The organism is SAR324 cluster bacterium (genome assembly GCA_015232315.1).
Taxonomy (GTDB): Bacteria; SAR324; SAR324; order SAR324; family NAC60-12; genus JADFZZ01.
The window spans coordinates 264,293-278,572 of record JADFZZ010000001.1 but is presented as its reverse complement, the minus strand read 5'-3'; the positions used below and the strand labels follow the sequence as shown (position 1 = coordinate 278,572).

Genomic DNA, 14,280 nt, shown 5'->3' with positions numbered 1-14,280 from the left:
GCCCTGTTCATCCAGTCGCTTTGCCCTGATTTTCCTGATAAACACGAATCGCGTCTTTACCCATGACGTCAAACGACTTTTTCAACGGTGCAGGATTCAGAAAATGAGGACTGGTCACGTCATCAGGCCATAAATCGTTTACGATGCCATCCACATAAACCCGATAGAATTTGGGAGCCACCGATAAATTGAAACTTCCGGTGTTAACCCAGATTTTTACTCTTGGAGGTTTTTCATGATCCAGGGGAATTTTCAACTGGTCTAATGTTGACAGGAAGAGCTGTCGGCATTCTGTACTATAAAGCTGTTGTAAAAATCGAGGGAATTTTTCTCCCATTCCAGGATGTTTCATTTCCATCCTGACTTCAATATTGGAAATATCCATATCGACCACAAACCTGCTATCCAGGTTATCACGCACAACCAGCGACAAAATATTGTGCCGATTGACATGACACACCATAAAAATATCTCGTAAATAATGGGTATCATTCAAAAATTCCCGTGATGACACGACAATCGGCTGAAAAAACTGGTTGAATTCCGCCGCCAGAAACTGAAGATCCTGATGAGTCACAGGGTTGGTCGCAATTGGTTTTTTAGAGGATGACGCGGGTTTCTCAAAATAAGTCATATTCCTGGAGTCAAAACCGATGTAACCACTGAAAACACAACGTGCCAGTCCCTGAATCAAATGGTCGGTGAACATGGCCATCTCATTATCAAGAAAGGTTCCTGACCGACGGGCTTCTTTCTTGCTGATAATCGACTTGAACAGCCATTTTTGGTTTTTATCAAGAAATTCAATAGAAATTTTATTACGCGGGATGCACAGTGTTTTGGAAATGGGCAATGGCACCTGAAAAGGACGTTTTTCAAAATTCTTTTCAAAATGGTATTTGAAAATAAAATTTTCCATTGCATTGCCGCCCATTTTGATATTGGAGCCTAAAATAATTTTTTTGATGGTGTTGCCCTCCATCTTAAAATTCTGGGATTGATAAAAATCCAGAATATTATTGCTCACCAGCTCCAGTTTGCTCCGCTCTTTTTTAAGTTCCTGAAGCTGGATTTTTTGAATCTGATCCAGGTCCGCAACAGGCAGTGCCAGGATTGACTCATCAGCAATCACGATTTTTTGATAAAGAATTTTGAGCAGAGGATCCAGAAAATCACGGATTTCATCCGGAGTATATTTACCAGCAGTCGCCTTGTTGATGTAAGGAACCAGTTTTTGCATGGCCCGTTTCTGGTTGAACGTCAAAATTCTTTTTTCCACATTCTGCATCGATTTGAGAAAGGTCTGCTTCAGAAGAAGTTCCATTTTGTGGCTAACATCATCTCGTCCTTGTGCCAATTTCATCAGATTGATGCGCTCTTCCTGATCCTTAAAAAACAATTCATAAAAGTTGATCAAACATTTCAGACGCCAGGAAGCCTCATTTTTATCGATCCAGATGGGTTTTGCCTCATTGTTAAAATTAATGATGTCAGAAATCCGGACATGTTGCGCAAAACAATACACCATCTGTTTTTGAACCATGGAATCTTTGGTACGGGTCAGCATTTCCGTGAATTTGATCCACCAGGGATCCTGTTGAAGCTGAGGATAATCACTTTCAAGAGTACGAATGATGATGACATATTCATTCTCCACGCCTTCACGTATAAAATACCGCTGATTCGGATTCCACAACAACCGTGTCAGGCTGGTTGGGACACAATGGTCATCCTCACCGGTGCCGCAAATCATCTCGATCCACCAGCAATTCAGCAAGGCCTTGGGCAGATTGCGATGGCTTACTTTCTCGCTTTCCCTGAGAAAAATTGGAATGGCATGTTCCAGAAAGACATCTTTGGAAATGTCCACCTGTCCCCAATCCGGCAGTTGCTGTATTGAAAATTTTTCCTGGGCCCCATCTCTGAGTTGGTTCATATTCCAGTTTTGATTCGCGCAAACGCCCACTCGCGTTAAAACTTTAAATTCATGAGGAATATCAAATGGAAATGGTGAAATCCCACAAAAGAGCACCGACGGATTGAGCAACAGATCATTCAACATCAGATAATAAGCCATGCTCCCTTCAGGTGATACCAGAAAAGGTGTGTGTTTGCCCCGGCGTTGATTTCTCAATAAATTGGTAAACAAATGAATTTCCACATCCGGATATTTCATGCTCAAATACTGCTCAACCACCTTGGTCTTTTTATAAAAATTAATTTCATGAACCGCTTCGCCTTTCTGTGCTTCCCAATCTTCGTATTCCTCAATCAGGACTACCATCTGATTGCGAAAACGTTGTTTGCTCTGTTCCTGGATGGCCTCAATCCTGGTATTGTTAAAAAACCGGTTTTGAGGATCATACATCTCACGCAGAATCGGAATAATTTTTGTCAGAGATGTTTTGCTTTGATGAAAGGGAATGCGTTCTGACAGATAATTCAGAAATTCGTTGAGAATGGACCAGCGGGAAGGAGACTTGGTCAAATGATCCAGAAACACCGCATACTTGAGTTTCGGTGGAATCTGGTCCACTGAAATATTTTTCTTTTTGGCAATGTATTTCAGCAACAGATCTCTATCGTTGGGATTCATTGCGTCCGCATAGAATCCCGAAAGCCACTGCACAACAGCATTTTGGTCGATCTGCTCTTTATAAAACGGCAGACACCGTAGATGCACTTTTTCCTTGGGAACCTGCTGTAAAAACGGGAAAAAATCGATGAAACACTGCAGATATGCTGAAATATGAGGAAACACGGAAATCGTCTCAGCCAACTCTTTCCAGATGATGGCTGTTTGCTGCTTTTGAGGAATTACCAGGAAGCGGTCCCAACTCAAACGAAAGATTTCATGCTGAATGGAACTGGGGAAGATCTCTGGAATCAGTTTGTGATCCTCCAGGGGCACAGCGCCTCCAACCCTCTTTTGAAGAATCTGGAAGGCCTGATTTTTAATAACGTTTCGCTCCCCTTCGCTCAGTACACTGTTCCAGAAATAGGCCTGAACACGACACAAAACCTTGGTAAGGATTGCAATAAAAAAATCACCATCATTCCATCGATAATTGTATTCAGGACTGCTGTTGATCACAATCTGCGCGTCAATATCTGAATCCTGTTTATGACCAATGCCGCCAAGACTGCCCAGTGTGGTCAAGGCCTTGATCGCAAACGGCCCCTGTTTTTTCTGGAAGTGCTCCATGAGCGATGGATATTCGAATTTCAACACATCATACAAACCACCCTTATTTTCAATACTCTCTTTCGGAAGAAAACGCGTGATGCCCTCAATTCCTGAAATGCAACCAGAGGGAAAAATATCAAAGGAGTATTTTTGAACAACAGGGCGCCCGGCTTCATCAAAATGCCTGGTTTTCGGGGTAACCTCCACAGGTGCGGTATTTTCAGGGTTAATATGAAACAAAATAATTAGTTCAAAAATCACTTTCCGCAAATTTTCTTCGGCTAGTTCCAAAAGACTCTGGCAACGCAATCTGTTGGTCTCTCCCATCGTCTTGAATTCAAGTTCAGCATAATTTTTATAATCATTCAGACTATCCGCAGGATAAGATTGCTCCAGAGCCTCAGTGATCGTGTAATCCTGAAGTACTCGTAATATTTTGGGCAGAAGTTCATTCATTTCCTCAGGAACAGCCCCCGGAAAAAACCATTGATGCAGTCCTTTCAGGGATTCCAGTTGTTGAGAATATTGGGGAGATTTTTTGGAAAAATTATCTTTTTCAGATACAACTGGAGCGAGTGTGTTTTTAACAGAGGTTGTTTTGTTTTTTTGCGGAGTTACAGCCGTTTTTGCTGGCGTCACCCCTTTTTTTGCCGATGTGGGAGAGCTTTTCTTTCCGACCATTTTGGAAAAAAGACTCATTCTTGCTCCATAACGGGTATCATCACTTGTTATTGCTTATACAAACATAGCATGTTTTCATGCATCATCATGATTCATCCTCTTAAAAGTTGAAGGCCTAACTAAACTTTAAGCGCAAATGACCTCAAAAATCAACACCTCGATTGGCAAAGAAAGAATTATACCTTTCAAGATTTTGTTATGGAATCTTTGATAAATAATGGACGGACTGTCCAAACATGTAAACAGTGATCTTACAAAAAATTAAGGCAGAACGGTGATTTCCAGTAATTGTTCATCGATGGAATGCCTGGTTTTAGAAACACCCAGCACATCAGGTTTTGAATCCATCGTCACTTCCACCAGCATTTCATGAAATCCAGGCTGATCAAACGTGAGTTCACACACTTCTTCAGTTTGACAGGGGCCATAGATCACGCCATCGAGTTTCCAGGCAATCAGATCATAAACCGACTCAGAGGCATCAAGGGTCAGTGTTTCGCCAACATGGATCGTGGTGGAAGGCATAATTTTAAGCTGAAGTTTGGCTTTGGCGGATTCCACAGCACAACTTTCTGCCAGGGATAGTACCAGGAGGAATGTCAAGAGATGGGAATGTTTGTTGCATTTCTGCAAATATTCACTTTTCCGGAGCATCATGATGACCATTCGCTTTGTTTTGGGGGGAATCTTCTGGCTGATCTACATATCAAACGCATGGGGTTTGAATTCTTTTTATATGTATCGTCCCTTGTCCATTGGCCCCCAGCATCCACTTTTTTTTGTAAATACACTTTACATGCCAGATACCGCCGGACAAAAGGATAGTCAATGGGCGATTCTGGACTTGGGATATTACCATGTAAATTTTTTTGAAAAGAGCGTGAATGTAGGCGTAGATGGCCCTCCAGAAGACTTTCCCATACGGTTCAAACGCTGTGAAGGATATCATGTTGAATTACCTGCTTATGACTGGAACTGCAAAGGCCGTGGCTATTCCATTTTTCAGGATGGAGAATACCTGCGACGGATTGCCCTGTTCAGCTTGCAATGGGGTAGTTCTACCGAGATACAGTGGGCCTATCGGGATATTTATTTCCGTGGGGGCGAACTGGATCGGGTGATTGAACAATATCATCGTTTGTGGGGCATGAGCGATGAACGCAACCAGGCAAGCCGGGATTCATTCAGCATTTTTGTCTGGGATAATGAGGAACAAAAATTTGTGTATTTTCAGGATCAACCAACCCATGAATACCAAATTGAATCACGCACCTTGTCCCTCAAACAAACGCTGATTCAGAGTGAACATTTTGCGTTCTCTTTCAAACTTGCCTCCAACTTTGAAGACCAATATCTGGAAACTCTCAATACAGTATCCAAGGAGACATCTCCTGATTTTAACGATTACAACATGGCTCTTGAATCATCTTATCTGGGAGATACCTGGGCACTTCATGTGGGCCGAGCACAAACCATCTCCCACAAACCACGTTTTGAGAAATCCCCCACTCCTCTCAATTTCTTTTTTCTGGGATTTGTATTCCAACTCTCAGAGTATACTTATTTTCTGATTCAGGACCTGTTTTATTCCACCATCTTCCCCAAAGATGGCAGGGAGAGTCTGCATCATGATTTGCGGGAACGGGCTCTGGCCATCCGAATCGCGGTTGGCGAAAATTTGAATGTGGAAACGGGATTGGTCAACAATGTCACCTGGGAACCGCACAACATTGATGCCAGTTTCTTTTTCAGGCTGATTCTGGCTTATTGAAGCCTTCTGCTATCAGCCGTCAGTTTACAGTTTTTTAAATTGTCCAGGCCCCCCAACCGCCACCAAGAATTGATTCAGAGGTACACTGTCGGTCTGACCACTGAAAGCCGAGAGCTTACAACTGTCGAAGACTTTATCGGGGAATGACAAAGATATGCTGGTTATAAGGTTTGGGGAAAATCATAAAATAGGCTTTATCAATGTGTGCCATAAACCGTTCACTGAGTTTGATTTGAACCCATGCGATGTTTTTGCCGGGAACCAGGCCTGCTTTTTTAATCGCAACATAATAAAATAATCGATCGCCAACTGCTTGTTTCAAAATAAAACAATAATAATTGGGTGCCGGTTTTATCAACTCAAACTCTTCTGGAGTGTAAATGTCATAGCGATAGGTTTCAATGGTTTCGAGTTTTTTGATAAACACGCGGGTGACTCCGTTAAAAACATGGGTTTCACCAGCCCGCATGTCACTCCATTTGAGTTGATCCCATTTGATATCAGGAAAATACTGAAGTGGGACTTCTTCTTTCAAGTTACTATAATCAAATGGAAAAACATATGGCATCGTTTGTATTCCCATACCGAATTCCATCTCATCGGTAATCGGTTCAAAATCCGTGGCAATCGGTGGAACATCATCCTGTTGTTGTTCCTCCGCTTCCGCCAAAGGCGCCTTTTCGAGGGCTTGCGGTTCATCTGACTTTGTGCTTGCCACAATTGCCGGGGCTTCCGTTTTTTCCACCCTTGAAGATTCCGTGACAACCTTTTCCGGGTTTGGTGAGGGCAACGCCGGTTCAGGCTGTGCAACTTCTTCAATTTCCATTTCAGGTCCAACCACGACAATCTCCTTCCGGGTTTGCACCTGCTCGCCAAAATCATTGAATTTTTCCGCCAGTTTGTTTTGCGCCTTTATTTTAACCTTGTGGTGTGTCGCCAAGCTGTTGATGGCCTGTTCCATCAGAACCATCAACAGCTCTCGCAGATCCGATTCCTGAAGATTTTGAGGCAATTGAGGCCAGTTCTGTTTCAACTGCCAGGCGATTTTCAACCGATTCATGAAGCTTTGTGCCACCCTGGTATGCGTCAGCGAATGTAAAAACTCTGGACGGTCCTGACTCACCAAATGCAGAAGATAGGAACTGTATGTTCGAATTTCACGGCATTGGGATTCCAGACCATTCAACGGATAGACAATATTCAGAATGGTCACTTTGCTGGCATGGTTGATTTTTAAGAGTTCAACCCAGTCAAAGGGCATTTTTCCAGTAGCCTGACGCATCGCTGATGGTATTTTCTGACCATGGCGAATCGTTGTGACATCCAATGTTTCTTTCCACAACATCGCGACCCGTTTATAATCTCCGGCAGATTCCGGACTGAACCAGGGATGCGTGGTGTCCTTGTTCTGGAAAGCGGTTTCCATACTCTCCATATTTTCCCGGATGGTCTTAAAAAGATTTCCGGCAATGGTCAGATATTGTTTCTGCAATTGCTTGTGGGTACTCATCTGAAATAGCATCGCCTCATATAGATAGATCATTAATTTCAGTGCGGAATATTCTCCACGATCGCGTTTGATCGTGAGCACCCATTTGGCTTCTTTCTGATACCACTGAAACAATTGATCCGAAGCAATGGTCAATTCTGGAAGAAATGGCACCTGATAATATATTTCACGATTGCCCGACAACGGAATATTTTTGGATTGCTCAACAAGCAATGATTGATCTTTGGAAAGATGAGAAAATGTTTTCAGAACACTCAACGCAAGAAGCTTTATCTTGATTGATAATCCATTGTTTTCACGTAACATCTGGCTGATCAATTTGCTGTATGTCTGAATTTCTTCCGTATTGAGCGCTTTAGCCACAGATTCAACCCAATTCAGGGTTTGTGGAATTTTAGTGGTTTCGGGCAGTGTGAGTGTATCTTCAAGACGAGCCATGACCATATGCTGTAAAAAATTAATTTAAAAAACTCAAGAGTTGTAAGTTTTCAGTTATCAGCATTCAACTTTTAGTAAGTTTTTGAAATTAAAGGTTTCCTGAATATAAAATTTTCAAAAAATTTTATGCTTATATGAAAATCATAATAATTTCAAACGGTTCAAAAAAAGCTGAGAATTGAAAGCTGAGAACTTACCACTGTCGAGTAAAAAAAGTATTCCATGAAATATATCATGCGAAAATCAGTCCTTTTTTGCCAGTTTAATCAGAAGCCACATTAAAATGGTGAAGACAGGGCAGATTATACATATTTGAGAGTGAGCATTCTGGAAAGAAAATGAGGAAGGATCTATAGGATTTGCGCTTCAAACCAGCGCATGAAATTCTGACCGGTATCCAGGATAATTCCCCCTAAACTCCGTAAAGAATCAGCCAGAGTCTGAAGGGCAGTCTGAACTTCACTTTCATCACAACGTCCCTGCTGTTCAATCCAGTGCACCGTATTTCCAACGGCCACGATACTTCCGGAAACAATCAGAGAACCGATGGGGATGGCAAGCATACTGAGAGGGATGATCAGCATGCATTCCGGTTTATCACATTGGGACATGGAGCGTGTCATGGCCTCACCACTGGCCCTCACGGCCAGATCAGAATTGGTACGATCCGCCAGATCCAGTGTCATTTTTCTGGTGACCAACCGGCATTTTTGATCATCAGACTCTGGCACCGTTCTCGGGACAAAGCAGCCTGAAAGAAAGAAGAAGATTACCAACCATAGCGATCCGCGCCAGAACCAACTCATACCTTGAACCTTATTTGGCCTGACGGTTATCCGCTTTGGTAAAATCGGTAATCCGTCCCATCAAACCAGCCTTTTGCTGACCAAGCAAAGGTTTGAGTTTGTCCAGACGTTCCCTAACCAGTGAGCCCTGAATCTGCCGGCTTATCTTGACTTCGGGATAAGCCAGTTTGGATGCGGAAACAACGTTTGCCTGTGTGACATCCGCCGGACGAAGAATACCTGTAACTGTCGTCACATACCGGATTTGATTCCGTTGGCGAAGATCGGTTTTTTTTCCTCGAATCAGCATATTGCCGTTGGGTAGAACCTTGATCACTTCAGCGGATATCGAATCAAGCGATCGCAAAATATCATTTTGTTCTTCCTCAATCATATCTCGCAAAGAGAGAGCTTCCAGCACCAGATTGGCTTTTTGCACGACATCACTAGGAGCGCCTGTAGTTTCAGCCGGTTTTTCCTTGGCTGGAGGAACAGTGACAATTTTATTCACTTCCACAATTGTCAGGAGGTCATTATTAAAACGGGCACGATGGTCACGCCACAAGTTTCCGAAAGAAGCTTCATCACGCCACAATGATCCTTCATAGAGATTGGATCTGGACGAAATCTGTGGCCGTCTGGTGTTTTTGGGAGAAGGTTTGGGTGTCGCCTGTTCTGCGACAGTATTTACCTGATTTTGCTGCGTTGTCATTGGCATTTGCGGACCGGACTTTCTGGCAAGAGGCTGACATCCTCCCAGTAAAACCAGAACCATCAGCAGTGAGACAAAACTTTTCATAAGAGTATCTCTATGAGAGGAGCAGTATGTCATTGAACTTCAACCACATTTTTATTGGAAACTTTGGCGAAAACAATCGTTTTGCTGTCTATATTCCGAACTGGAATCCGATCCCCCATACGGCCTTTAGACATTGCGATTCCAGGAGCCGTTAACCGGATCGTTGGTGTATCAAACACAATCAGCAAACGATCACCCGAATTGACAATCGGCGCGGTAGTCACCGAATTTTCTTTGAGAATTTCTTCAGGTCCAATCACTCTTTTTGCAATTTTACCAATCAAATGATTTTTGTCTTCCACATAGGTTGCGGGCAATCGGTCCACATTCCGCTTGACGGTGGTCAAATCGCTTTCTTCAATCACTTCATTACGATGAATGGTTTCTTTTGCCACCACAATGTCCTTGTAAACTTTCACGTAAACCCTGACAGGGACGGTTTTGACTATTTTCCCATCAATATAAAAAACCATGTCATAGGTGCGATATCCACCCTCTTTTTTATACTCGCGTTTTGTTCCAACTTCATAGGTCAATTCACCTTTGGGAACCAGAACATCCTGGATACTCGATATAAATTTGGTTTTGATTTCTTCATTGGGATTCTGAGACTGAATATGCCTGGATACGGCCTGTTCAATATCACTTCCGGAAATTTTCAGCGCGGAACGTTCAATCCGGGTTGATGTCGCCCCTGGAAATACTATTTTATTACGGTCTACCAGTGGCCTGATTCTGGAAGTAACCAGCGATTCACTGAGAACAGTGTTGTGGCCTGGCAAGGGGGATCTGCCGATTTCAACTTCATTGAGTTTTTCAATCAGATCAAAATCTTCACCCTGAATTTGTGAGACTTCCGATAATTTGTAAGTTTCGCCATCAACAACTGTGCTTTCAGGAAGCAGAATACGGATCTGACTTTCCGGAGCCACTTCCTGACTGCGTTTTTCCTGTCGTTTCTGATAACCTGCCCGTTTTTCCTGGATTGGAGCCGCATACACAGAACTGAGACCTGACAATAACACAGCCACCAATACCACTGCGCTCAGAGAAAACAGAGTTTTCATCGGAACCTTATTTTTAAAAGATTGCATCAAGCTTACCTGACCAGACTGTTAGCTGTCTGGAGCATAGCATCCGAGGTCTGGATCGCCTTCGAATTCACTTCATACGCCCGCTGTGCGGTAATCATGTTCACCATTTCTTCCACCACTGACACATTGGCTCCTTCCAGAAACCCCTGATTCATGCTCCCCATTCCGTTGGATGCTGGAGAATCGACCATTGGATTGCCGGCGGCGGGAGAGGGAAGATAAAGATTTTTCCCCATAGGGGTCAATCCTGCCGGATTCGCAAACCGTGCAAGCTGGATGGTTCCAACAGATTCCGGTTGTGTTTCATCTCTTAAAAAAACAGAGACCGTGCCATCAAACCCGATCTGGACTTTTCTGGTTTCAGGAGGAATGTTGATTTCAGGATCAAGCAGCATCCCGTCATCCGTCACCATCCGACCCTGCCCATCAATGTTGAAATGCCCGGCACGTGTGTAAGCCAAGGCGCCATTGGGTTGAAGAATCTGAAAAAAGCCCGGACCATCAATACTCATATCAAGGTCATTGCCTGTATTCTGCATGTTGCCCTGATTGTGGATTTTTTCAGTGGTAACATGCTTGACCCCATGCCCCACATGAATTCCAACCGGAACCTGTGTGGACAAAGAAGACGCCACTCCCGCTGTTTTTTCATTATGATACAGCAGGTCCTGAAAATGATTGCGGCTTTTTTTAAAGCCTGTGGTATTCACGTTGGCCAGGTTGTTGGCGATTGTATCAATCTGCCGTTGCTGAGCCCCCATCCCTGTTGCTGATGTAAACAACGAACGCATCATAAGACACCTCTTTCATTCATTCAACGTTACACTTGAGCGATAGAAATCGCTTTTTCATTCATACTATCAATGCTTTTCATAGCCTTCACCGCACTTTCATACGCACGATTGGCCTGAATCATATTGGTCATTTCCTTAACGGTATTCACATTGGAGCCTTCAATCACCCCCTGACGAATTCTTGAATCCTTGCTGATGATGGGCACATTGTCTCGTGTGACAGGAGCATAAAAGGATCGTCCCAGTTTTTGAAGTCCCTGGGAATCCCGAAAACGTACCACTTTCAGAGTATCCACCGCTTTGCCATCCACATTGACCCCGCCATCCTGATCAATCACAATTTCTTTGCCTTTGACCTGAATGGGGCCTTTCTGTCCCAGAACCGCATAACCGTCATGAGTGACCATCCTGCCCTCCTGATCCATTGTGAACTCCCCTGAGCGGGTATAACGTTCACCCTGAGGTGTGTCGATGGTAAAAAAACCCTCATTTTCAACGGCGACATCCAGGGTATTTCCTGTATAATTCATGGTTCCCGGTGAAAAGTTCTTTCCCACAGAATCAACCATGACGGCAGATTTATCCAGTCCCTGATACATATCGATGTATTCATGCGTCAAAAACGATTCTTCATCCGACTCCGGAGCAACCGCCGTGGCCTTGGACAACACTTCCCTGAACGACAGCCTGTCCTCCTTGTAGCCGGAGGTATTCACGTTGGCCAGGTTGTTTGAAATATTATCCAGCTTTTTCTGAAGCACATTGGTTGAGGAAACCAGTGAAAACAGACCGCTATCCATAAATACCTTTCAAGTAAAAATTGACTGATTTGTGAGCGTAGCAACAAGAAAAGCAATCCCCATACCATCTGGAATACAGAGGCGTTTTTCAGAAATCAGGAACATGATCTCTAATGACCGTTGGCAACAGGTCTGACTGGTGTGGAATCAACTTCAGTGTAGTGTGAGACAGCTTTATATTTGTGCGATCAAATTATTGACCGTTGGCAACAGGTCTGCCCGGGGTGTGGAGTCAACTTCAGTGTAGTGTGAGACAGCTTTATATTTGTGCGATCAAATTATTGTACTCTTCATGTGAACCTATCCAAAACCAAATTATCGTGTCGTGTTCTTTTACTCCGACAGCTCGCCATCCCCTGCCAATTCTGACAGAGTAAACAAGTTCTACAGCATGTATCTGTTTAAAATCCAGGCTGGGATAAAAAGCGTCTTCTTGCCATTTCCGGTATGTTTCACGGGCCTGCTTCTGAATTTCTTGAGGCAGTCGTTCAAAACATTTCCAAAAGCGTTTGGTCGCACGCGATTTCATAATTCCAATGGGGTTGTCTCTCCATGGTGAAATTCGTCCAAAGCTTCATTGGCCAGTTGAGCGAGTTTGTTTTGTGATTTTCCGAACAATTCATTCCACCGTTGATTATCAGATATTTCTTCCAATAGAATGGCCGCCAGACGATTTTGATCATCTATAGGCAGAACCTTCACCCTTGAAATAACCTGTTCCAGTAATTCAGTCATAAAAATCCTTTTTCTGGTGACTTCTTCATAAGAAAGACTTGTTTGAAAATTCAAGCGGGATTCCTGTTAAGATCTCCTCAAAACCATTTTTTATTTTCGATTTTGACACAACTATCAAGATGAGACCAGCCTTCTTTTGTGCTGCAAATTGTGGTTTATCCCCTATCGTGGGCGTGAATCGGTGGCGCAGCGAAAGCCGACATCAGGACTGGTGTTGATGGGGGAATCGTCACCACGCATACTGCTTCTGAGATGAAAGGCCGGACTTTTCCAGGAGCCTCCACGAAGCACCCTGTATTTGCCGTCAGAGGGCCCCTGCGGATTGGTCACCCGGCCGGAGGAATATGGCGAATACCAGTCATAAACCCATTCCCAGGCATTGCCATGCATATCAAATAGCTGAAAATCATTGGGGGCAAGATCGGCGACAACATGAAAAAAACCTTCTGAATTTTCATTGAACCATCCATAGTTTTTCAACAAAACCAGATCATTGCCATGACCATAATTTGTCTGGGTGAGCACATTGCCCCGGGCAGCTCTTTCCCATTCTGCTTCCGAAGGGAGTCTTTTTCCTGTTTGGAGACAATAATAATTAGCCGCAAACCAGGATACATAAACAACCGGCATGTTGTCCTGAGTTTTGGGCATTTTCAAATCGTCGTCCCATAACTGGAGGTATTCACCATCATGATATTTTCTGGGGAAGGTACTTTTACGAAGATAAGGATCTTTCACCAGAAATTCCTGCAACATGGCGTTGGTCACTTCACAGCGATCGATCCAGAAACCATCCTGTTCCACCGCATGAACCGGTCGCTCATTTTCGCGACCTTCCGTGCTGCCCATTAAAAACACACCATAAGGAATAAAAACCATTCCTTTTTCAACGACAAGATTCCCCAATTTCCCTGTAAAAATGCAGGGAGAATCTGCGGGAACCCCCTGAGCAAGGGAATCCAGCATGACTGGAAAAAGTTTCTTGTGGAGATTTTTCAGAGTAAAGCGGTAGAGTCTCAGCAGGTTAGGGTCACGTTTTGAGATTCTTGTCAGCATGGCGCCCTCATCATTGCCACAACGTGTCAACTCATCCAGGCAATTCAATTTTTGCTGAATCCAGCGCTTCATGGCTGTTGACGCTTTTTGCCGTTCAACTTCACGAATGAGCCATGTCTCTAAAACCCGTATCATTTCTTCAAACGCATCAAGATTCGCTAATCCTTGTTTTGACAAATCAACCAACTGGTCATATTTTTGACAAAAATCCTTTTTATCAACGGGCACAGGTGTCCCCAGATTTCTGAAATCTGAACAAGCTTTGGTCTGGCCGGGACTGGTAAGACTCAATTTTTCGGAAAGAACACGGTATCTGAGTTTTGAAATCGCATGCATCAGGGGATATCGTTCCCCCTGAACAGCATAGGTCACAAAGTCAGTCACCACCGTCTGACCATAATCCACGACCAGATTCTGAAATATGGTTTGCCCCTGAACGGCAAAGGGATTGACCATCCCGATCAGGAACACGTAAACAAAGACTTCCAATATTTTTCGGAAAGCCCCCCTAACCCCTTGAAAAAAGACGGGGATTTTAGTAGGCCTACCCTTACCGGGAGGAAGCAGGTCGGGGTTAAAACATGGAGCGGTTATTCTTGAGTCTTTACCAATCCGCAGACCACAAAGGGG

At 43.7% G+C, this 14,280-nt stretch carries 11 protein-coding genes; 1 reads left to right on the top strand and 10 read right to left on the bottom strand.

What is annotated here, in order from left to right; translation table 11 throughout:
* Positions 1-7: 7 nt before the first annotated feature.
* Together HQM11_01135 and HQM11_01130 are read right to left on the bottom strand one after the other, a co-directional pair.
* Positions 8-3,886 carry a hypothetical protein gene (locus HQM11_01135; protein ID MBF0349602.1) on the bottom strand — a complete coding sequence of 1,293 codons (3,879 nt, stop codon included), beginning with the start codon at positions 3,884-3,886 and terminating at the stop codon, positions 8-10.
* A 243-nt stretch (positions 3,887-4,129) separates the two neighbouring features.
* Positions 4,130-4,534, bottom strand: coding sequence for a hypothetical protein (locus tag HQM11_01130; protein MBF0349601.1), 405 nt, complete (start codon positions 4,532-4,534; stop codon positions 4,130-4,132).
* Between HQM11_01130 and HQM11_01125 the strand changes: the two genes are divergently transcribed.
* A complete protein-coding gene (locus tag HQM11_01125) occupies positions 4,524-5,639 on the top strand; it encodes a DUF3187 family protein (protein MBF0349600.1) in 1,116 nt (371 codons plus the stop codon). The two genes, HQM11_01130 and HQM11_01125, sit on opposite strands and share 11 nt — an antisense overlap.
* Positions 5,640-5,772: 133 nt before the next feature.
* On the opposite strand, the gene HQM11_01120 is transcribed toward HQM11_01125, so the two are convergent.
* From HQM11_01120 to HQM11_01085, 8 genes are all read right to left on the bottom strand, one after another.
* The gene (locus tag HQM11_01120) at positions 5,773-7,587 is read right to left on the bottom strand and encodes a hypothetical protein (GenBank protein ID MBF0349599.1); all 1,815 of its coding nucleotides are present in this window, start codon (positions 7,585-7,587) and stop codon (positions 5,773-5,775) included.
* A 350-nt stretch (positions 7,588-7,937) separates the two neighbouring features.
* Positions 7,938-8,318, bottom strand: a complete 381-nt coding sequence (locus tag HQM11_01115; GenBank protein MBF0349598.1) for a hypothetical protein — start codon at positions 8,316-8,318, stop codon at positions 7,938-7,940.
* A gap of 85 nt (positions 8,319-8,403) precedes the next feature.
* Positions 8,404-9,204 (bottom strand): flagellar basal body L-ring protein FlgH, encoded by an 801-nt coding sequence (locus HQM11_01110; GenBank protein ID MBF0349597.1) that lies wholly within the window; start codon positions 9,202-9,204, stop codon positions 8,404-8,406.
* On the bottom strand, positions 9,201-10,238 hold the full coding sequence (flgA, locus tag HQM11_01105; GenBank protein ID MBF0349596.1) for a flagellar basal body P-ring formation protein FlgA: 1,038 nt from the start codon (positions 10,236-10,238) through the stop codon (positions 9,201-9,203). The genes HQM11_01110 and flgA overlap by 4 nt, the downstream gene beginning before the upstream one ends.
* A gap of 32 nt (positions 10,239-10,270) precedes the next feature.
* Positions 10,271-11,059: a flagellar basal-body rod protein FlgG gene (gene flgG / locus HQM11_01100; GenBank protein MBF0349595.1), complete on the bottom strand. Its 789-nt coding sequence runs from the start codon at positions 11,057-11,059 to the stop codon at positions 10,271-10,273.
* Positions 11,060-11,085: 26 nt separating this feature from the next.
* Positions 11,086-11,859, bottom strand: a complete 774-nt coding sequence (gene flgF, locus HQM11_01095; GenBank protein MBF0349594.1) for a flagellar basal-body rod protein FlgF — start codon at positions 11,857-11,859, stop codon at positions 11,086-11,088.
* Positions 11,860-12,384: 525 nt separating this feature from the next.
* Entirely contained in the window at positions 12,385-12,594 is a 210-nt protein-coding gene (locus HQM11_01090; GenBank protein MBF0349593.1) for a hypothetical protein, read from the bottom strand.
* A gap of 162 nt (positions 12,595-12,756) precedes the next feature.
* Positions 12,757-14,121 carry an SUMF1/EgtB/PvdO family nonheme iron enzyme gene (locus HQM11_01085; protein ID MBF0349592.1) on the bottom strand — a complete coding sequence of 455 codons (1,365 nt, stop codon included), beginning with the start codon at positions 14,119-14,121 and terminating at the stop codon, positions 12,757-12,759.
* Between the last annotated feature and the right edge of the window lie 159 nt (positions 14,122-14,280).